The following is a 20,148-nucleotide window of genomic DNA, read 5'->3' as shown; positions in this document are numbered from 1 at the left end:
TTTAGAATTACCTCATCAATTGAAGCACCTGTTGTGGTTGAGCATTTGCCTGTGCAAGCATCGACATACTCGACTGGAGCAAGATTTGCTGTTTTGTGAATTGCATCATCTCTTTTGCCATATCTGCGTCTCTGATTCGGCTCTCTGCTGCTGTCAGGTTCTCTGCCGCTACTCCAAGGTTCGCTATCGTGTGTTCTAACCTGTTCTGGATAGCACCAAGCGCTGCCCTTGCTGTACTTACCCTGTGTATTGCTGCGTCTACTACCATTATCGTTCTTTCCGCACTGTCTTGGTCCGTAACTTTGAGTGTTTGCGTTGACAAACCAAGTGCTGCTGCACTCATATTATCAATACCAGCGATCATGTTGTGACCTTCGTTTGAACCTATCTGGAAGACTAGTTGATTATTCGCTGTGTATACTCCTTCAACTCTTACAACTGCACTATCAATGACTTCGTTCTGTGGTAAGGCACCTCCAAAATTATCGATCTTGAATGTTGAAGGATTCCAAGTGAATCTAATATTTCCAATAGTAACAGCTCCAGCTGTTATATCTACGATAGTTGAATTAGATTGAGAAATAGCTCCGTTACTACCTATGTGAGTTATTCTTACCTGAATTTCTGCGTTGACAGTTGAACTGAACTGTCCAACTTCAATGACATATGTTCCCTCAATTGCAGTAGTTGTTGGGGTTATATCAACATTAATATTTCCACCGGTAACAACCTTTGCATCTGGTGTGAACCTGAATCCTTCAAGCTTTCCATCAAGCAATTTCTTTGTGTTGAATTCCGTTGTCCTTGCTATTCTGTCTATCTCTTCTCTTAATTGGTCAAGCTCTGCTTGAATTTGATTCCTATCAACATTTGTGTTTGTATCACTTGATGCCTGTACTGCAAGTTCTCTCATCCTTTGGAGTATCGAGTGTACTTCTGTCAGTGCTCCTTCTGCTGTCTGGATTAATGAAATGGCATCCTGCGCGTTCTTTACTGCCATCTCAAGACCTTTGATTTGTCCTCTCATCTTTTCACTGATTGCCAAACCTGCTGCGTCGTCTCCTGCTCTGTTGATCCTCAAACCTGATGAGAGCCTTTCAAGTGTCTTTCCCATATCCATGTTGGTCATCGTGATGTTTCTCCAGCTGTTCAAAGCGTTAATGTTGTGGTTAATCCTCATATCTCTCCACCTCCATGTGCGGTTTTCCTAAAAACGATAAACATTAATTCTAAATTACCTCATCAATTGAAGCACTTGTTGTGGCTGAGCATTCGCTTGTGCAAGCATCGACATACTCGACTGGAGCAAGATTTGCTGCTTGGTGAATTGCATCATCTCTTTTGCCATGTCGGCGTCTCTGATTCGGCTTTCCGCTGCTGTCAGGTTCTCTGCCGCTACACCGAGGTTCGCTATCGTGTGTTCGAGCCTGTTTTGGATAGCACCAAGCGCTGCCCTTGCTGTACTTACCCTGTGTATCGCTGCGTCAACAATCATTATCGTTCTTTCGGCACTGTCTTGGTCCGTAACTTTGAGTGTTTGCGTCGACAAACCAAGTGCTGCTGCACTCATGTTGTCTATACCAGCGATCATGTTGTGTCCTTCGTTTGAACCTATCTGGAAGACAAGTTGATTATTCGCTGTGTATACTCCTTCTACCCTTACAACTGCACTGTCAATTACTTCGTTCAATGGAAGAGCTCCGAATTTCCCAATGGTAGCTATGCCTGCTGTTGACCAAGTAAACCTTATACCGCCAATGGTTGCCTCACCTGCAGTTATGTTTGCCACAACAGAACCAAGTATAGTACCATCTTGACCTATTTGAATAACTTTTACGTCTATTTCACTTGAAACACCACCAGCAAGCTGTCCAACTTCAACAACATATGTTCCTTCAACAACGTTTGAGGTTCCATTACGTTCTGCAATAACGTCAATATTTCCACCAGTCACAACTTTTATATCTGCATTAAACCTGAATCCTTCAAGCTTTCCGTCAAGCAATTTCTTTGTGTTGAATTCCGTTGTCCTTGCTATTCTGTCTATCTCTTCTCTTAATTGGTCAAGCTCTGCTTGAATTTGATTCCTATCAACATTTGTGTTTGTATCACTTGATGCCTGTACTGCAAGTTCTCTCATCCTTTGGAGTATCGAGTGTACTTCTGTCAGTGCTCCTTCTGCTGTCTGGATCAATGAAATGGCATCCTGTGCGTTCTTTACTGCCATCTCAAGACCTTTGATTTGTCCTCTCATCTTTTCACTGATTGCCAAACCTGCTGCGTCGTCTCCTGCTCTGTTGATCCTCAAACCTGATGAGAGCCTTTCAAGTGTCTTTCCCATATCCATGTTGGTCATCGTGATGTTTCTCCAGCTGTTCAAAGCGTTAATGTTGTGGTTAATCCTCATACCTCTCCACCTCCATGTGTGGTTTTCCTTAGACATTCCGAAGCTTCAAAGGGCGCTTTAAAACCTCATCCGTTATTTTTATCGGCAAAGAAATTCTTTTCTTTAATCAATATGCTTACTTATAAAGCCAAAAAGCGGGTTGGGAAACCCGCTTTTTGGTTTATTGCATTTGGAATTACCTCATCAATTGAAGCACCTGTTGTGGTTGAGCATTTGCCTGTGCAAGCATCGACATACTCGACTGGAGCAAGATTTGCTGTTTTGTGAATTGCATCATCTCTTTTGCCATATCTGCGTCTCTGATTCGGCTCTCTGCTGCTGTCAGGTTCTCTGCCGCTACTCCAAGGTTCGCTATCGTGTGTTCTAACCTGTTCTGGATAGCACCAAGCGCTGCCCTTGCTGTACTTACCTTGTGTATCGCTGCGTCTACTACCATTATCGTTCTTTCCGCACTGTCTTGGTCAGTAACCTTTAGCGTTGCTGTTGTCAATCCAAGTGCTGTTGCACTCATGTCATCTATGCCAGCTATCATGTTGTGTCCTTCGTTTGAACCTATCTGGAAGACAAGTTGATTATTCGCTGTGTACATCCCTTCAACTCTTACAACCGCACTATCAGTGACTTCGTTAAGTGGCAATGCTCCACCAAATTTAGAAATATCAAAAGCGTTCTTGTCCCACTTGAATGTTATACCATTCACAACAACACTTCCAGCACCTATCACTGTAGTAGTTGATTCAACCCTATTTTTTCCAATATAAGTAATCCTAACATCTATTGCGCTATCGACAGTTCCGCTAAGCTGTCCTACCTCGATTATATATGTACCCTCAGAAGCCGCAGAACTTACTGTTCCAAGTTTAACATCAACGTTTCCGCCAGTAACGACCTTTGCATCCGGTGTGAACCTGAATCCTTCAAGCTTTCCGTCAAGCAATTTCTTTGTGTTGAATTCAGTTGTTCTTGATATTCTATCAATCTCTTCTCTTAATTGGTCAAGCTCTGCTTGAATTTGATTCCTATCAACATTTGTGTTTGTATCACTTGATGCCTGTACTGCAAGTTCTCTCATCCTTTGGAGTATCGAGTGTACTTCTGTCAGTGCTCCTTCTGCTGTCTGGATCAATGAAATGGCATCCTGTGCGTTCTTTACTGCCATCTCAAGACCTTTGATTTGTCCTCTCATCTTTTCACTGATTGCCAAACCTGCTGCGTCGTCTCCTGCTCTGTTGATCCTCAAACCTGATGAGAGCCTTTCAAGTGTCTTTCCCATATCCATGTTGGTCATCGTGATGTTTCTCCAGCTGTTCAAAGCGTTAATGTTGTGGTTAATCCTCATATCTCTCCACCTCCATGTGTGGTTTTCCTAAAAATGGTTACATACTTTCCTTAGCGCCCTTTGAAGCTTCCGATAGTATTATCGGAAAACAAAGAAGTTTTTTTAGCAAAACGCCCAGTGAGAGATTAGATAGAAGCCCTTATCCAAATCTCCTAAAGAAAATGAGACTGCGCTTAAGAAGTCGAGCTTCTGACGCAAGGTAGCTTTGCACAAAGAGAAAAAACAAAAGTAGAAGATATCTTTTAGAACGTGTGATTTTAAGCAGCGTAGTTTAGACAGAGAATAGGTACATGGCATTCGGAGACAAGGTTATTCTTATTAGGATATTTCGATAACCGAAGAAATAGGTAAAAGACATTCAATAATTTAGTTAACTTTGGAACCCTTGGTCTTCCTGCTCAAAACAGATCACATACCAATAATTTGTTTAGAACGATCTAAAACAAATGCGCCGGAAGAATAATTTTGAAGTTTCAGTAATTCGACTCAAATTTCTTAATACATGTGTCCATATGTTCTATTATAATACTCCATGTACTCCCCGTTAATGATTTCCTTCCACCATTCTTTATTAGCTTTATACCACTCTATCGTCCTCTCAATTCCTTCCTCAAATCCAACCTTCGGCTCCCATCCGAATTCCTCTTTCATCTTGCTAATATCCATCGCATACCTCAAATCATGCCCTGGCCTGTCCTTCACAAACCTTATCAGTTCTTCTGACTTACCTAACTTTTGAACTATCATCTTCACAACGTCTATATTTCTCTTCTCACAATTTCCCCCTATGTTATACACTTCCCCCACTCTGCCTTTCTCAAGTATCAATTCTATCGCTTCGCAGTGGTCTGTTACGTATATCCAATCCCTCACATTCTGCCCTGTTCCATAAACCGGTAGCTCTTTTTCGTTCATCGCATTTATTATCATCAGGGGAATTAGTTTTTCTGGAAACTGGTACGGTCCGTAGTTGTTTGAACACCTTGAGATGGTAACAGGCAAACCGTACGTTCTGTGATATGCAAGCACGAGCAAATCAGCTGACGCTTTTGAAGCTGAGTACGGTGAAGATGGTTTCAAAGGATCACTTTCTTTGAATTTCAACTCAGGCCTGTCAAGTGGCAAATCCCCATAAACTTCGTCGGTTGAAATCTGATGAAATCTTACCACACCGTACTTTCTGCACGCATCAAGCAACACTTGTGTTCCAAGCACGTTCGTAGTAAGAAAAGGGCCTGGATTTTCTATGGACCTATCAACGTGCGATTCTGCTGCTAAGTTCACAACAACATCGAACTTTTCTTGCTCAAACAGGTTAAACACAAATTCCCTGTCTGTTATATCACCTTTAACGAACTGAAAGTTCTTGTATTCCATTGCTTTCTTCAAATTAGCCAAATTACCTGCGTACGTCAGTTTGTCCAAACACACATACTCATTCTCGGGATGTTTCTCAAGCATGTAATAGATAAAATTCGTTCCGATAAAACCTGCTCCCCCGGTGATTAGGTATTTCATTTTGCGTCCGACCTACCCTTCAAAAACTCCTGCTCTAGTTTAAGCAGTTCTTTGCTTCTCTCACGAACTTCTTTCGCAGGTATACCAAACGCTATTTTCCATGGTTGTATAGATTTCGTAACCAAGCTCATAGCACCTATGGCCGCACCTTCTCCAATATCCACACCTGGGAGCACGGTTGCCCCAGTACCTATAATTACATGTCTTCCAATGTGAACCTTACCCCCAATCACATTTCTGTATTCTTCAGGTACAGTAGGATTTGTCAAATATTTACCGCTGTAGTCATCAGTCACAGCATATATTGTAACCCTACTTGACAGACCAGAAAAGTTTTCCATTTCTATACCATACTCTCCAGCAAAAAGATAGCATCCAGATGCAATATGGATATAATTGCCCAATCTTATCTTTCCAGAAATTATACAGAAATCATCTATCCTTACGTTATCCCCGATTTCCATCAACTCAGGTGAATATATAGAAGCCTTTCTGCTTATCAGAACATTCTGCCCAAGCTTTGCAAATCCTATTTCTTCCAGCTCTTCCCTTGTATAGAATGACGTTCTGACAGCCATCTTCACTTCACCCCCGCTATTTTCATGATGATGTTGCATACGTTCTCAACGTGTTCACCCTCCAAATCACCGTACAAAGGCAAGTGTAGTATCCGTGAAGCTATATCCTCAGCGTTAGGACATGACTGATTTGAAAATACCTTATTCAGCGAAGGATAAAAGTACTTTCGCGTGTTGTACCCTGCCACTTTAAGCTCCTCAAAGACCAAGTCCCTTACCTGCTCGGTCTCAAACAAAACGGGCATGTATATATAGTTGTACTTTGTGGTGAATGGATTCATTTTCTGAAACTCCACTCGAGCTTTTGAAAGCAGCTCTTTGTACTTTTCAAAAACCATCTTTCTTTTTGCTATCTCTTCGTCAACAATTTCAAGGTTCAAAAGCCCCATCACGGCTTGAAACTCATTCATCTTCGCATTTATTCCCGCTTCAACTATGTTTATATTCTCATCAAATCCAAAATTCCTTAATCTCTTTACTTTTCTTATTAATTCACTATTATCAGACATTATCGCTCCACCTTCTATTGTGTGGAACACCTTTGTTGCATGAAAACTCGCTATTGAAACATCACCGTATTTGTATATCGAATTACCCTTGTAATACACATCAAAGCAGTGTGCAGCATCGTATATTACTTTCAAGTTATGCTTCTTAGCTATTTCTTCGATTCGTTCAACTTCGCATGGATTTCCGAACACGTGCACCGGCATGACCGCCACTGTCTTTTCTGTTATCTTTTTTTCTATTTCGGATGGTGAAATATTGAACGTCTGCGGATCAATGTCAGCAAACACAGGAACATATCCTTGCCAGATTATAGCCTCAACAGTCGCTGCAAATGTGAATGGTGTTACAATAATCTCTGAGCCTTTCGGAAATTCAAAAAGCTCAAGTGCAATCAAAAGTGCGAGCGTTCCGTTTGAGACCACCACACAATTTGTCCCAAACCTCTCTGACAATTTCTGCTCAAGTTCTTGTAGATAGCTTCCATTGTTCGTCAGCCACCGCGTTTCCCAAAGCTTTTCTATCTTTTCCTCGTATTTCTCCAAACTCGGCATTACACTTCTTGTCACATTTATCATCGTTCTTCTCTCCCTATTTCTAATAGATACCTACCATACTCCGTTTTCTCCATCCTTTTTCCAAGCTCAATTAATTGCTCTCTTGATATGAACCCCATTCGGTATGCTATCTCTTCTAAGCAAGCAATGTATAATCCTTGACGTTTTTGTATCGTTGCAACGAAATTCGCTGCTTCAAGAAAACTTTCCGGTGTGCCTGTATCAAGCCACGCAAAGCCTCGGCCCAATGGAATTACCTTCAACTTCCCCATCCTTAAGTACTCCTTATTCACATCCGTAATCTCCAGTTCCCCTCGCCATGATGGCTTTATTGTCTTTGCTACTTCCACGACATTGTTATCGTAGAAGTACAATCCTGGCACCGCGTAGTTTGATTTTGGATTTGCTGGCTTTTCTTCAATACTTATCGCATTGAAATTCTCATCGAACTCAACTACGCCAAAGTCTTTTGGATTTCGCACAGGGTAGGCAAAAATTATCGCACCTTCTTTTAATCTCGCTGCCCGTTGCAGTATCGGTGTAAAAGCTTGACCGAAAAACACATTATCTCCAAGCACAAGGCACACTGGATCATCCTCGATGAAATCTTCTCCAATCAGAAAAGCTTCAGCAATGCCTCTTGGTTGTTGCTGAACTTTGTACTCGAAACGAACGCCTATATGCGAACCGTCACCAAGGAGTTTTTGGTAAAGTAGCAGGTACTCAGCACTTGAAATAACGAGAATCTCTCGAATTCCTGCGAGCATTAACACAGAGAGCGGATAGTATACCAGTGGTTTGTCGTACAATGGTAGGAGTTGCTTGTTTACCGCTATTGTGGCAGGATAAAAGCGCGTTCCTGAACCTCCCGCTAAGACTATCCCCTTCATCTCAGGCAGTCACCTCTCAAAAAAACGATGCAGCAATTTTTTACTCCAACAATTTTTGCCAAACTTCGACCGCTTTTTGTTCGGAGAATTCTTTGCTTACTATTTCTCTGTTTTCCAAGCCTATGTCTTTATCAAAATCAAACAGGTTTGTTACGCTACCGTTGAGTATCTCCTTTGTATCAAAGACTTTTATTCCCAGCCTATTAAGAAATGCCCAAGTAGTCACATCACTACGAATATAAACCTTTTTCATCAAGTATAAAAGAGCCAGGATATTACCCAATCCCTGCTGCCTATTATGATTAAAAACTCCTACATCAACAGTAGAAAGAAGCACAGCATAATCTTCCGGTTTCATATAGTCTGTAAGTGGGATGAACCGTTCACCAAATAATCTTTTACCGAATTGAATGACTTGGTTTGCGTATTGTAAATCACCATAAGAGAGAGGACATATTATTTCATAGTCCTCATCCAGAAATTCTGCCAGAGCTTTTAGTACTTCCATGTGATTGTTAGTCCATGTTGCGGAATTGCCAAGAAGCATTCGCCTTCCATTATTTTGCTTAGTACCTATCTTACTGGTTGCTTCGTCAAGTGTGTAGAAGTTTACCGGATTCGGATAGAAAACGTAATAGTAAATGGCATTCGTTATATACATTTCTTTAACAAAGTTATAATCTTCTTGAACTAAACAAGCAATACCATGTATATTCTTTATTATTTCCGTCTTGAAATATTCAATCAATAGTTCGAAGGAGTGATATTTTCTTCCTTTCAACCAAAAATTGTAGATATCTCCTCCCCAAGCAACCCATATCGACTTCTTAAGGATCTCTTGTTTATTATACAGCCAAGAAAGCCAGTCAGTAGCAAACATTGAGTGTATAAGTATTTTGTCAGAATCTTTTGCAAGCATCGATAAATATTCTACATCAATAGACGATGAGAATTTGATGTTGCTTATCCGAATTCCAAGTTTTCTGAATTCTTCAGTTTGATAATTATTCGTAGGAGAACTAGTTAAAAAGAGGTGTTCGTTAACATTAAAGTTTTTAGAAATGAACTCAACAAATGCTCTTATGTAAACAGAATTAGGATTCGTACAGATAAGATGCAAATACATATCATTAGCCTCCTTTTTGTGCACGGTTTTAGGAAGCAAGACTACTGTTTTGCACACTATATGGCCTACAAAACCGAGAACTTGTCAGGCCGAAATACTTAGGTTGAGTAAGGAGTTTTAGAAACTCTTACGTCATAGTTCTGGGAATTTTATCTATTAGTTAGCCATTTGTAGTTGTTCCCTTCCAAAAACTACATGTTATGAAAGGCAAACTTCTTTTCTACCAAGGAAAGTTTCGCTCGATTTGCAGTTCTTTATAGTTCTTAGTTAAAATATACTTTTTTTGCAGTTCTTAGTTAAAATATACTTTCAGGTTCCAGTAAAACTCTTGATACTCTCAAATACCTATCGTGTAGTACTACTTTTATACTTATGTTTCACATCCTTTAGGAAATTCAAAATCTTACAAGCTTGATCATTGAAGGTAAGCTTGTTTTTGACTAGAAAATCTTCAGGTATCTTAATCTCTAGGATCTTCCTTAGCTGTGGCAATAACGGCTTTTTAAAATCTAGAATTTTTCCTACCTTGTACCTATCATTAAACAGTTTAAAAGAGGTCAAATTACTGAACCCAATGGGGAGTCCAGCAGCTAAGTAATCAAAAACCTTGTTCGGTGAGGCGCTATCTAAAAACGCCCTATTGGTATCGTTAACATTGAAAATTGCTAGTCCTATGTCATATTTTGTAAGTTCACTTAAAAGGTCATTTGGTGCTAGCGTTCCTTCGTAATGAATGTACTCTGATTTTTTGATCAGGCTCCTGATGTAATTTTGATCAACATTTCCATAGATGTGAATATGTACTCTTTCTCTGGCGATTTTCAAAAAGTATTCTTCTAAGAACCTATGGTGCCCTGGAACGCTAGCAAGGCCACCCTCGTAAACACAATGGATTTCACCGTCATTAACACTTAGTTTTTGTTTTCTTTGTTGTGGAATCATCGACTTTTCAACGTAGTTTTCAATTACTAATATCGGCTTACCTTCAATGGGAAATCTATTTAGGGCTATGTCTCTCACAAGTTCGTGTGTGTATATGTTACCTGATGCCATAGTATTTGCTATATACTCAAGAACTATTTGTTCGTTACTAAGCTTACCTCTTAGTGACATCATATCGTGTGTATCGTGAACAACAGGCTTGTTCGTAGAGAGGAATAGCACAGTTAGGTAATCTGGTTCGTTGGAACTGTATAGGACATCATAATCACTTTTATTGATAAATTCTACAGTTTTATGCAAGTCACCGATGCGATAAATGTTCTTATATGGTATATCATAGTCTCGGTAAAGCTGCGATGGATGAGCTGAGAGATATAATAGGTCCGTTTGTATTCCTTTCGACGCCAACACTTTTGCAACTTTTTTGGTGCGGATACAAGGGATATCCTGAATAAACAAAACCTTTCTTATGTTCTCCAGAGCCTGAATTATATTCGTTTTTTCCTCGTTGCTCAGGAATTTGCTGACCTCATTGATATTCTCTTCTGCAAACTCTGTAAGTTCCAAATCATTCGAGTATCTTTTTGCTTGATAAAAGTGAATTAGTGAACTAATATAATCTCCAAGTTGCCTGTAAACAACCCCTAATCCGTTGTGAATATATGAATTCTTGAAGTCCCTTATTACGCCTTTCTCTAGTATTTCTGAAGCTTCACTATATTTTTGTTGTAGAGCAAGGATCTCCCCAAGCAGTAAATAACCATCCGGATCTTCTTGATTAATCCTAACATAGTCAATTGCAAGAGCTTTTGCATCACTTAGCTCTTTGAGATCGATTAGCTTTCGTATCGTGAGTTTTGCTTTCTCCAGATTGTTTTCACCCATAAAAAAACATCCCTGCCTCTATTCATAGCGGATAGGTTACAATTATATGTTTCTCCAATGTTCATACCGAATCCTATTAGCAGTCTTCCTGACTTTTCTACTCATTGAACGAGATAGGATTTCTCTGCAGGCAATGTCTTTCTCATCTTATCGCCAATAAATTACCAAAATATAGGAATTTATCCACAGTACCTTATACCTTGGTACAAGCTCTTCACTTCACACATTTCGCCACAAATCAATTCGAAACTGCCAATTTGAATATGCTTATTGCTGAATTCTAACCTCTGCCGATTCCAATCTTACAATCGGGATATCTACGTCCCATATCATAGAGTGATAGTTCCTAATGTTTCCCCATAAACTAAGCGTGTTTTTTCGGCTGTTACTATTCCAAAAAATTTTTGAACGATTTTCACCCATCGATGGTCTAATATATTAGAGCACAAGAAATGGCTAGATAAAGTTTATTAGATTTTTGCTCCATTTGTTCCCCGTCCATGCCGGTAGGGAGGGATGGTCATGAGGATTAATAACAACGTAGGAATGTGGGCTATTAGGTACCTTCAAAATTTGCAAACGCATCACAATAGCCAGATGCAGAGTTTAACACAGGCAACTGTACCAATTCAACAGAACGTGGCTTTTGGAGCGATAGCCGAGCGCATACGTTCGCAAATCAACGGCTATCGCGAAGCTATGATGAGTACGTACAATGCAATCGGCGTTATGAACGTTGCAGAAGGCGGTCTTCAAAGCATTTCAAACAACCTCCAAAGAATGAGGGAGTTAGCAGTTCAAGCTTCGAATGGGACCCTTTCGGAAAATGAGCGTGCGGCTTTACAGCAGGAATTTTCACAGTTGGCACAAGGTATAGACAAGGTGGTCGATCAGACTACATATAACAACAGAAGAGTTCTTGGTGGTGATATTAAGGACATGCAAGTGCAACTTGGTCCAAATGAAGGACAGAGAATGAGGATCACCCTCCCAGGCATGGACATTAGGTCTTTAGGACTTGAAAATGTGAATCTTAACAGTACTGAAAATGCTCAAAATGCCCTTAGAGCACTCGATTCAGCAATAGAGAATGTTTCGCGAACGAGAAGTTACGTTGGCGGTGTAACAAACCGGCTTGAAGGTGCAGCAAGGGAACTGAGCAACACGATGATAAACCTCACCTCCTCCGTGAGTGTTTTGACAGACACAGATATGGCACGTGGTATGATGGATTTGATAAGGACAAGATTGCAGCAGCAGGCAACTGCGGGTATACTTGGTCAATCTAACGTGAACGCCTTGAATGTTCTAAGGTTACTTGGATAGCCATAACTCCGACCGGAAACAAGAAAAAAGCGGTGGATTGCTCCACCGCTTTTTTGTTTTTTATTTTTGGTGCCGAGGGCGGGACTTGAACCCGCACGGGGTTTGAACCCCTGTTGATTTTGAGTCAACCGCGTCTGCCAATTCCGCCACCTCGGCACGTTACCTTGGGCGTAAGTTATTTTATCATTTGTACAGGAATTTTTCAAGATAGATTTTGAGTTTGCTATAGAAAAAATCGGCGCCCTTTCGAGCGCCGATTGCTGTTAAGATTACTTATTTTACTTTAAACAGCCAAATATCGCTACCACCAAGGTTGATTCCAAGATCCCCATTCCTGGAGAACGAGGTGCCAACCACGAGTATTGTGCCGTCTTCTTCGATAAATACGTCATATCCGTAATCTGCCAAGCTTCCACCGTATGTCTTTGACCATCTTAGGTTGCCATCGTTATCAATATCAATCAACCAAACGTCTGCGGCACCTTTTTGACCATCGACTTTTGAGAACGTGTATCCAACAATTGCAAAGCCTCCATCTACGAATTCCGCACCAGCATAAGCGATGTCTTCTTCAGCACCACCAAACGTCTTGAGCCACAGGATTTTACCTTCTGGGTTAATCTTCGCAACAAGTACATCCCAGTAGCCAGCGTTTTGTTGCACGTCTCCATCAACAGATGTTGTGTAACCTACAATTAAGAAGTTACCATCCCTTGTTTTGATTATTCTCGAGACCTCGTCTTGATCTGTTCCTCCAATTGCAATATTTATGCTTATTGCGCTTAAGTCTTTGCTCACTTTGAATATCCAGATGTCAGATGTTCCATGGTTGTATGGAATGTTTCCTTCGAGCGAGTATGTAACGTTTGCAACAAGATAACCGTCTTCGAGTTCAATTACATCTATAGCCTTATCTCTATCCAAACCGCCGAATGTCTTACTTACAACGATGTTTCCTTGTGAATCAAGTTTGAGTAGCCAGCTGTCCCATGTTCCGATGTTTCCGCGAGTATCACCGTTGACTGAGTTGGTTGTACCAACGATTAAGAAACCGCCGTCGGATGTTACGATGACTTTGGATGGTATGTCGTTACCCGTTCCACCGTAGAGTTTTAGCCATTTAGTATTTCCTTCTTTATCAAGTTTGGCAAGCAGGTATTCCCATCCACCTTTGTTAACTTGACCATCAACTTCTTTCGACAATGTGTACCCAAGCACAACGTATCCGTCTGCTACCTCTTTGACATCCGCAGCTTCATCCCAGCCAGTACCACCAAGTAGTTTCATCCACTGAATTTCAAGTTCTTTGTTCAGCTTTATAACGAGTATATCAGACTCACCTTTGAAACCTTCGAGTTTGCTCGATTGTGTGCTTGCAACCAGTATGTAACCGCCATCGCTTGTCTTGACAACTTTTCTTGCCGTATCTTGACCTGAGTGACCAAGCAAAGTTTGTTTTTGGATTGTCGGGAGTTTCGTCCTGAATGAGAATACTTCGCTTTCAACTTCTCCGAATTTGTTTCTGGCTATGACCTTCCATTTGTACTCCGTTCCAAAGTGAAGTGTTGGAAGTTCGTATTCTGCCTGTGCTTCCTTGAGTTGAGCAATTAATTCCAGCGATACCGTTCCAAAGTAGAGCTCAAATTCTTCCGCTCTTTCACTTTCCCACTTGAGGGTTACATCAACGGGGATTTCTATTGCACCATTTTTTGGATAAATTGCTCTCGGTTGTTCTGGTACTTGACCTGTTGTGAATTTCCAAACAGGTCCTTCCGTGCTTCCAAATCTGTTCTTTGCAACAACTTTCCAATAATACGTTGTACCAAATAGTAAGTCTGTAACTTCCACTGCGCTTTCTAACATGTCTGAAGCAAACAATTCGAGCTCGTCTGGTGAGAATCCTATGTATAGATCATACGAATCCGCTTTTGCACTTTCCCATCTGAGCACCAGGTTGTTGAATTGATCGACTGCACCGTCTTCAGGATATGGATTAAACGGCTGTGCTGGAACATTTCCAACGGTGAACTTAACAACTGGACTTTCGGCCTCGCCAAATCTATTCTTCCCAACAACTTTCCAATAGTACGTTGTACCAAGTTCAAGGTCGTTCACAACCAATTTGCTATCTTTAATATCTTCCGCAATAAGTTCTAAGCCTTCTTCGGATTTTCCAAGGTACACATCGTAGGTATCTGCGCAGTCGAATTCCCATGCAAGTTCTGGGTCTTTCCAGACATCTTCTTCACCATCAGCCGGGCTCAAAATGTTCAAGAAGACTGGAGCCTTACCAGTTTTAAATGTTTCAATTTCGCTTTCACTTGCGCCAAAATCATTCTTGGCAACTACTTTCCAAGCAAATGCAGTGTCCATTTCAAGTTCATATGGTAATGTGAATTCGGGTTCCGTGGTTGTAGCTATAAGCTCTAAGCTACTCGCATCTGTTCCGAGGTACAATTCATATTCGTTCGCATCCTCGCTTATCCACTTAAATGTTGGCTGTATCCAAACTTTTTCACCTTTCGGTTCAATTAATTCTGGTTTGGTTGGAACATCACCGGTTGAGAAGATCCAAACAGGTCCTTCGGTCTCACCATACGCGTTTTTCGCAACAACTTTCCAGTAGTAAACCGTTCCGAGATCAAGCCTTTCGGTGTCATATTCCGGTTCATCAACGGTAGCAACAAGTTGCAACTCATCAGGAGATTTTCCAAGGTACACATCAAAACTCGAAGCTCTTTCTGATTGCCACATCAGACGAGGCTCAATCCATACCTTCTGTGCACCGTCGTACGGAACGGGGTTATCTGGAACAGTTGGAGCATCGCCAATTCTGAACTTAAAGACTTTGCTTTCTGTTTCTCCGAAAGCATTTCTGGCAACTATTTTCCATTCATATGTTGTTGAAGGTTTCAAACCTTTGACTTCGTATTTGTTATCAAAGTAGTTCTTTTCCAACAGTTGTAGGTTACCTTCTTCTCCAAAGTAAATGTCGTACGTTTTTGCGCGTTTCGATTGCCATTCCAAAGTAACTGTTGGAAGCACGTCAGTAGCACCGTCTGTTGGTTCAATTCCTTCGAATTCTCCAGGCACAAACTCAGTATTTTGGAAATCGATCAACGCGTTGATGAGCACTCCACCGGAACCTATTAAAACCGTTAATGGAATGTTTGCGAGAGATATCCTATCTCTCACAACTTCTACTCCGTCTCTTCGACCGTATGCAACCACTCTTTCGTCCTTTTTGTCGATTAAACCGAGGACTTTGACGATCACGTTGTATTTACCTGCTTTGAGCTTTGTAATTAATCCGGTTGCCTGACCAGTTTCTCTATCGTAGTTCAAAAGGAACGGACCTTCTACAACTTCCTGATTGAATATTTCGACAGTAGCTCTCGTAATCCAAATACCGTTTTCTAATAGTGCCTTGTCGAGTTCTGAAAGTCCAAGGCTGTACTCTTCGTATTCACCTGGAGGTAAGATTGGTTCAACGATGGGGGCGTACTTTTGAAGTAACGTGTCGAGTGCTTCTTTGAGATCAACGTTCGGGTTTTCAAGAAGTGCTTTCAGCTCGTAATACAACCTTGCTAAAGGCGTTGTTTGTGTCACTTGCGAAAACGCTATAGTAGATACAAGTGCGAGAAGAACAAAAAACCATAGGAATACTTTCCTCATGAAATCTCCCCCCTTTGGTTGTGAGATGCTGTTAACTAAAAGTATTGAAAATTTCCAAAAACCGTATTATCTTCTTATTAGTGGAACACCCCCCACCATCAATTCTCACAAAAAGGAGGTACTCCACTATGCAAAATTCTGTAGTCTCTTGCCCCAAATGCGGCTCTACCAACATCTACAAAAACGGTCATGATAAGTACGGTAACCAACAATACTTTTGCAAAGACTGTAAGCGCACTTTCAGACTTGTTCATTCAAAAAAACACAAGCTCTTCTCTTTCCCTTATCCTAAATGCCCTGTCTGTGGAAAAACTATGCAAATCCACAAAATCAAAAAAGCCTTCGTTAAGTTCCGTTGCCGTTCTTGCCATACCAGAGACGAAATCCCAACTAACTTACCTCAATTTGTCCCTCTTCCTTTCGACTCTTTCAAGTTCTTCCGTTTCCCTATCTTTATTGTCCTTAAAGCCTTCGTCCTTTATTTCAAAGCTGTGTCCTTGCGTTCCATCAGAGACTCACTTAATATCAAAGTCTCTCATGTCGCTATCTACAAGTGGATCCTTAAGTTGTCTTGTTTCTTTTCCATCCTCGTTCCTGTAGATGCTTTCAAAGTCCATGGTGATGAAACTGTCGTTTTGTTTAAATCCAAAAAGTACTATGTTTGGTTCTTAGTTGACCATGAGACGAATCTTATTGTTGCTTGGCATGTATCCAAATATCGCGATATGGGTCAAGTGAAGATATTGTTAGAGAAGTTCTTTGGTAACAACGAAAGAACAATCGAACTAATTACAGATGGACTTGGTGCATATGGTGCAGTGAAGATACTATACAAGAATATCAACCATATAGTTGTGAGACTTGGGCAGAACAATCAATGTGAATCTAAATTTTCGTTATTCCAAGACTTTGTACGAGCCAAGCGTGGATTTAAGAATATTGACAATCTTCCAATGTACGTGAACAGTTTTTGTGTAGTGAGAAATCTCTTGAAACTGAATGGCAATGATATTGCGCGTGTTATCTGTGTTCTATTGTCTTCCATCACTACAAGTTAACAGCATCATAGGTGGATGCTGTTAACTAAAAGTATTGAAAATTTCCAAAAACCGTATTATCTTCTTATTAGTGGAACACCCCCCACCATCAATTCTCACAAAAAGGAGGTACTCCACTATGCAAAATTCTGTAGTCTCTTGCCCCAAATGCGGCTCTACCAACATCTACAAAAACGGTCATGATAAGTACGGTAACCAACAATACTTTTGCAAAGACTGTAAGCGCACTTTCAGACTTGTTCATTCAAAAAAACACAAGCTCTTCTCTTTCCCTTATCCTAAATGCCCTGTCTGTGGAAAAACTATGCAAATCCACAAAATCAAAAAAGCCTTCGTTAAGTTCCGTTGCCGTTCTTGCCATACCAGAGACGAAATCCCAACTAACTTACCTCAATTTGTCCCTCTTCCTTTCGACTCTTTCAAGTTCTTCCGTTTCCCTATCTTTATTGTCCTTAAAGCCTTCGTCCTTTATTTCAAAGCTGTGTCCTTGCGTTCCATCAGAGACTCACTTAATATCAAAGTCTCTCATGTCGCTATCTACAAGTGGATCCTTAAGTTGTCTTGTTTCTTTTCCATCCTCGTTCCTGTAGATGCTTTCAAAGTCCATGGTGATGAAACTGTCGTTTTGTTTAAATCCAAAAAGTACTACGTTTGGTTCTTAGTTGAGCACGATTCGAATCTTATTGTTGCTTGGCATGTATCCAAATATCGCGATATGGGTCAAGTGAAGATATTGTTAGAGAAGTTCTTTGGTAACAACGAAAGAACAATCGAACTAATTACAGATGGACTTGGTGCATATGGTGCAGTGAAGATACTATACAAGAATATCAATCATATTGTTGTGAGACTTGGGCAAAACAATCAATGTGAATCGAAGTTTTCCTTATTCCAAGACTTTGTACGAGCCAAGCGTGGATTTAAGAATATTGAGAATCTTCCAATGTACGTAAATAGCTTTTGTGTAGTGAGAAATCTCTTGAAACTGAACGGGAATGATATTGCGCGTGTTATGAGTGTTCTATTGTCTTCCATCACTACAAGTTAACAGCATCCGTAGCTTTCGAAAACCTAGATCGGTCGATGTCTAAGAAGATTTTGGACCTTGATGATGAAATAGATAATATCAACAGAGAAATAGAAAATCTCGTCTTAGATATAATCGCAAGGTTCAATCCCCTTGGTAAAGATTTGAGATACACGATTGCAGCAATGAAACTGGCCAACAACCTTGAGAGAATAGGCGACCACGCGTGCAACTTTGCTGAAAAGACGCTCTGGATTTCTGAGAATCTACCGGAGTTTAAACCTTCGAACTTGGTTAAACAGATGTTCGGAGAGGTTATCAATATGCTCCAGAAAACCGTGTTGGCCTTTTCCAGAAGGGACATAGAGCTTGCCAAGGAAACGTGGAAAATGGATGACATCATCGATGATTTGGATAAAAAAGTTACCAACGACGTTGAAGGGTTTGAGCCCCATACGTTGGTTTTGAACGTGCTTTTTGCCAGGGATTTAGAACGTGTCGCTGACCATTTGACAAATATATGCGAAGAGATTGTGTTTATAGAAACCGGAAAGGAGCTAAAGAACCTGCTATGAGGGTGCTCGTTGTTGAGGATGAACGTCTACTTGCTGAAAATATAAGTAGGATGCTGAAAAATGAAGGATTTGAGGTAGAGGTCGCTTACAACATCGGTGAGATGTACAGAAAGGTTGAAAAGTTCAGTCCGGAATTGATAGTTCTGGACCTCATGTTGCCTGACGGAAACGCGTTGAACGAAATACAGGAGATAAAGGCCGAGCTCCCGGATGTCGGTATTATCGTTATATCCGCAAAGAACACTGATCTGGATAAGATAATAGGCATCGAACTCGGTGCCGACGACTATGTCGGCAAACCTTTCAACACGAGAGAACTCGTCGCACGAGTTAAGGCGTTTTTCAGAAGAACTAAAGGACTTAAAGAGGTTATACGCTACGGTAAGTTAGAGATATTTCCGGAAGATTACACTGTGTTCTACGATGGAAAAAAGATAGAACTGACATCGAAGGAATTTGAAATATTAAGACTACTTGCTCAGAGACCAGATAGAGTTTACTCCAGAGAGCAGATCCTTGAGGAGTTGTGGAAGGATGAGTTCGAAGTCTACGATAGGGTCATTGATGTGCATATAAACAGCTTGAGGAAAAAACTTGGTAAAAATTGGATCGTAACGGTTCGTGGAGTTGGATACAAATTCTCAAAGAAAGGGGATACCTCCGTTGAATCAGATGGAACCGAGAGAATCAACGAATCAAATGAATCAACAAGTCACTAAATCAGTGAGTTGTGAAACTACGTTGAAGCTTTTGGATCACGTACAAGAAGCGCTTCTTGTCTTAGATGGTTCGAAAATCGCGTACGCAAACAAAAAGGCAAAAGAGTTCTTTGGAGAGTGTGAAGGTACTGATCTGTTCGAACTTCTCATTTTAGAAAAAGGAACTTTGCTCGTTGATGTTATTCATTCCGATGGTTTGGAAGGCAACTTGGAATTTGAGGATAAGGTGTTTTCAGGAAAGAAGGGCGGATGGATTCATTTCCACATCACGTATGTTAAGCAGCTTTCTGCTATAATCCTTCGAGATATAACTCAGGAAAGAATTCTTCAAGAAGCAAAAGATAACATGTCAGTTCTCGTTGCGCACGAGCTGAAAAATCCACTTAGTGTGTTGCTCAGTACTATATCTGAGATGATAGAAGATGAAGATGATGAAGAAAATCTAAGAAAGCTTCTTGCCGTGGAAAAGCAGGCACTCAGACTTAAAAGAATCGTAGAGCAGATTGAGTATATAACCATGGCGCAGTTGGGTTTGTACACGCCCAAACCAGTTTTTATTAATGTGAAAAGATTGCTTGATAGCGTTCTCGATGATATCATCGAACTTGCACAAAAAAAGTCAATCACTATAGAAAAGCAAATTAGTATTGATACTCTCGTAGCTGATGAGTTCATAATTAGAACCATACTGAGAAATCTTATTTCAAATGCCGTTAAATACTCATTCGAAAACTCAAGAGTTATTGTGAAGATTACGCAAGATTACATTTCAGTGCGTGATTTCGGTGTCGGTATCCCCGATGAGGATATTCCGAAAATTTTCAATAGATTTTACCGCACGTCTACAGCTGTCAAAATGGCTTCGGGCTCTGGCCTTGGGCTTGCTGTAGTGAAACATCTTGCGAACATTGCCGATTACAGAATAGAAGTTAAGTCTCAGCGCATGATAGGAACGGAGTTTATCGTTTATCTGAGATAGTATTTTCACAAAGAATGATTTTGACACTTGAAAAAAGCCA

At 40.6% G+C, this 20,148-nt stretch carries 16 protein-coding genes and 1 tRNA gene; 6 read left to right on the top strand and 11 right to left on the bottom strand.

The annotated features are described in order from the left end of the window. Positions 1–7: 7 nt before the first annotated feature. The 9 genes from NA23_RS09410 to NA23_RS09370 form a co-directional block, all read right to left on the bottom strand. The gene (locus NA23_RS09410; RefSeq protein ID WP_033192334.1) at positions 8–1,180 is read right to left on the bottom strand and encodes a flagellin N-terminal helical domain-containing protein; all 1,173 of its coding nucleotides are present in this window, start codon (positions 1,178–1,180) and stop codon (positions 8–10) included. Between the two features lie 54 nt (positions 1,181–1,234). After that, a complete protein-coding gene (locus NA23_RS09405; protein ID WP_033192333.1) occupies positions 1,235–2,407 on the bottom strand; it encodes a flagellin N-terminal helical domain-containing protein in 1,173 nt (390 codons plus the stop codon). 175 nt (positions 2,408–2,582) lie between these two features. Continuing rightward, the gene (locus NA23_RS09400) at positions 2,583–3,746 is read right to left on the bottom strand and encodes a flagellin N-terminal helical domain-containing protein (RefSeq protein WP_033192332.1); all 1,164 of its coding nucleotides are present in this window, start codon (positions 3,744–3,746) and stop codon (positions 2,583–2,585) included. A 495-nt stretch (positions 3,747–4,241) separates the two neighbouring features. Further along, the gene (gene rfbB / locus NA23_RS09395) at positions 4,242–5,264 is read right to left on the bottom strand and encodes a dTDP-glucose 4,6-dehydratase (RefSeq protein WP_033192331.1); all 1,023 of its coding nucleotides are present in this window, start codon (positions 5,262–5,264) and stop codon (positions 4,242–4,244) included. After that, on the bottom strand, positions 5,261–5,842 hold the full coding sequence (locus NA23_RS09390; RefSeq protein ID WP_033192330.1) for an acyltransferase: 582 nt from the start codon (positions 5,840–5,842) through the stop codon (positions 5,261–5,263). The genes rfbB and NA23_RS09390 overlap by 4 nt, the downstream gene beginning before the upstream one ends. 2 nt (positions 5,843–5,844) lie before the next feature. Then, positions 5,845–6,927, bottom strand: coding sequence for a DegT/DnrJ/EryC1/StrS family aminotransferase (locus NA23_RS09385; RefSeq protein WP_033192329.1), 1,083 nt, complete (start codon positions 6,925–6,927; stop codon positions 5,845–5,847). Then, complete coding sequence (gene rfbA, locus NA23_RS09380) at positions 6,924–7,796, bottom strand: glucose-1-phosphate thymidylyltransferase RfbA (RefSeq protein ID WP_033192328.1); 873 nt, start codon at positions 7,794–7,796, stop codon at positions 6,924–6,926. Before rfbA ends, NA23_RS09385 begins: the two co-directional genes overlap by 4 nt. Positions 7,797–7,836: 40 nt before the next feature. Next, complete coding sequence (locus NA23_RS09375) at positions 7,837–8,922, bottom strand: TDP-N-acetylfucosamine:lipid II N-acetylfucosaminyltransferase family protein (RefSeq protein WP_033192327.1); 1,086 nt, start codon at positions 8,920–8,922, stop codon at positions 7,837–7,839. A 345-nt stretch (positions 8,923–9,267) separates the two neighbouring features. Then, entirely contained in the window at positions 9,268–10,749 is a 1,482-nt protein-coding gene (locus NA23_RS09370) for a hypothetical protein (protein ID WP_052107243.1), read from the bottom strand. Positions 10,750–11,271: 522 nt separating this feature from the next. On the opposite strand from NA23_RS09370, the gene NA23_RS09365 reads away from it, so the two are divergent. After that, the gene (locus NA23_RS09365) at positions 11,272–12,075 is read left to right on the top strand and encodes a flagellin (protein ID WP_033192326.1); all 804 of its coding nucleotides are present in this window, start codon (positions 11,272–11,274) and stop codon (positions 12,073–12,075) included. Between the two features lie 67 nt (positions 12,076–12,142). On the opposite strand, the gene NA23_RS09360 is transcribed toward NA23_RS09365, so the two are convergent. Both NA23_RS09360 and NA23_RS09355 read right to left on the bottom strand, forming a co-directional pair. Next, positions 12,143–12,231, bottom strand: a tRNA-Leu gene (locus tag NA23_RS09360). Between the two features lie 117 nt (positions 12,232–12,348). After that, positions 12,349–15,750: a fibronectin type III domain-containing protein gene (locus NA23_RS09355; protein WP_033192325.1), complete on the bottom strand. Its 3,402-nt coding sequence runs from the start codon at positions 15,748–15,750 to the stop codon at positions 12,349–12,351. 128 nt (positions 15,751–15,878) lie between these two features. Here NA23_RS09355 and NA23_RS09350 point away from each other — a divergent pair, with 128 nt between their 5' ends. From NA23_RS09350 to NA23_RS09330, 5 genes are all read left to right on the top strand, one after another. Further along, positions 15,879–16,808: a DDE-type integrase/transposase/recombinase gene (locus NA23_RS09350; RefSeq protein WP_249477056.1), complete on the top strand. Its 930-nt coding sequence runs from the start codon at positions 15,879–15,881 to the stop codon at positions 16,806–16,808. A gap of 118 nt (positions 16,809–16,926) precedes the next feature. Continuing rightward, entirely contained in the window at positions 16,927–17,856 is a 930-nt protein-coding gene (locus tag NA23_RS09345) for a DDE-type integrase/transposase/recombinase (RefSeq protein ID WP_033191667.1), read from the top strand. Then, complete coding sequence (phoU, locus tag NA23_RS09340) at positions 17,832–18,410, top strand: phosphate signaling complex protein PhoU (protein WP_427854523.1); 579 nt, start codon at positions 17,832–17,834, stop codon at positions 18,408–18,410. The genes NA23_RS09345 and phoU overlap by 25 nt, the downstream gene beginning before the upstream one ends. Then, entirely contained in the window at positions 18,407–19,129 is a 723-nt protein-coding gene (locus tag NA23_RS09335; RefSeq protein WP_033192292.1) for a response regulator transcription factor, read from the top strand. The genes phoU and NA23_RS09335 overlap by 4 nt, the downstream gene beginning before the upstream one ends. After that, on the top strand, positions 19,083–20,108 hold the full coding sequence (locus NA23_RS09330; RefSeq protein WP_236938703.1) for a sensor histidine kinase: 1,026 nt from the start codon (positions 19,083–19,085) through the stop codon (positions 20,106–20,108). Before NA23_RS09335 ends, NA23_RS09330 begins: the two co-directional genes overlap by 47 nt. The last annotated feature ends 40 nt before the right edge of the window (positions 20,109–20,148 follow it).

Source organism: Fervidobacterium islandicum, from assembly GCF_000767275.3.
In the GTDB taxonomy this organism is placed as follows: domain Bacteria; phylum Thermotogota; class Thermotogae; order Thermotogales; family Fervidobacteriaceae; genus Fervidobacterium; species Fervidobacterium islandicum.
The sequence above is the reverse complement of the archived record's forward strand: the minus strand, read 5'-3'. Positions and strand labels throughout refer to the sequence as shown.

Excerpts from the sequence above, each read along its gene's own strand:
- NA23_RS09410 (WP_033192334.1), bottom strand. The coding sequence starts at position 1,180 with ATGAGGATTAACCACAACATTAACGCTTTGAACAGCTGGAGAAACATC.
- NA23_RS09405 (WP_033192333.1), bottom strand. The coding sequence starts at position 2,407 with ATGAGGATTAACCACAACATTAACGCTTTGAACAGCTGGAGAAACATC.
- NA23_RS09400 (WP_033192332.1), bottom strand. The coding sequence starts at position 3,746 with ATGAGGATTAACCACAACATTAACGCTTTGAACAGCTGGAGAAACATC.
- rfbB (WP_033192331.1), bottom strand. The coding sequence starts at position 5,264 with ATGAAATACCTAATCACCGGGGGAGCAGGTTTTATCGGAACGAATTTT.
- NA23_RS09390 (WP_033192330.1), bottom strand. The coding sequence starts at position 5,842 with ATGGCTGTCAGAACGTCATTCTATACAAGGGAAGAGCTGGAAGAAATA.
- NA23_RS09385 (WP_033192329.1), bottom strand. The coding sequence starts at position 6,927 with ATGATAAATGTGACAAGAAGTGTAATGCCGAGTTTGGAGAAATACGAG.
- rfbA (WP_033192328.1), bottom strand. The coding sequence starts at position 7,796 with ATGAAGGGGATAGTCTTAGCGGGAGGTTCAGGAACGCGCTTTTATCCT.
- NA23_RS09375 (WP_033192327.1), bottom strand. The coding sequence starts at position 8,922 with ATGTATTTGCATCTTATCTGTACGAATCCTAATTCTGTTTACATAAGA.
- NA23_RS09370 (WP_052107243.1), bottom strand. The coding sequence starts at position 10,749 with ATGGGTGAAAACAATCTGGAGAAAGCAAAACTCACGATACGAAAGCTA.
- NA23_RS09365 (WP_033192326.1), top strand. The coding sequence starts at position 11,272 with ATGAGGATTAATAACAACGTAGGAATGTGGGCTATTAGGTACCTTCAA.
- NA23_RS09355 (WP_033192325.1), bottom strand. The coding sequence starts at position 15,750 with ATGAGGAAAGTATTCCTATGGTTTTTTGTTCTTCTCGCACTTGTATCT.
- NA23_RS09350 (WP_249477056.1), top strand. The coding sequence starts at position 15,879 with ATGCAAAATTCTGTAGTCTCTTGCCCCAAATGCGGCTCTACCAACATC.
- NA23_RS09345 (WP_033191667.1), top strand. The coding sequence starts at position 16,927 with ATGCAAAATTCTGTAGTCTCTTGCCCCAAATGCGGCTCTACCAACATC.
- NA23_RS09335 (WP_033192292.1), top strand. The coding sequence starts at position 18,407 with ATGAGGGTGCTCGTTGTTGAGGATGAACGTCTACTTGCTGAAAATATA.
- NA23_RS09330 (WP_236938703.1), top strand. The coding sequence starts at position 19,083 with ATGGAACCGAGAGAATCAACGAATCAAATGAATCAACAAGTCACTAAA.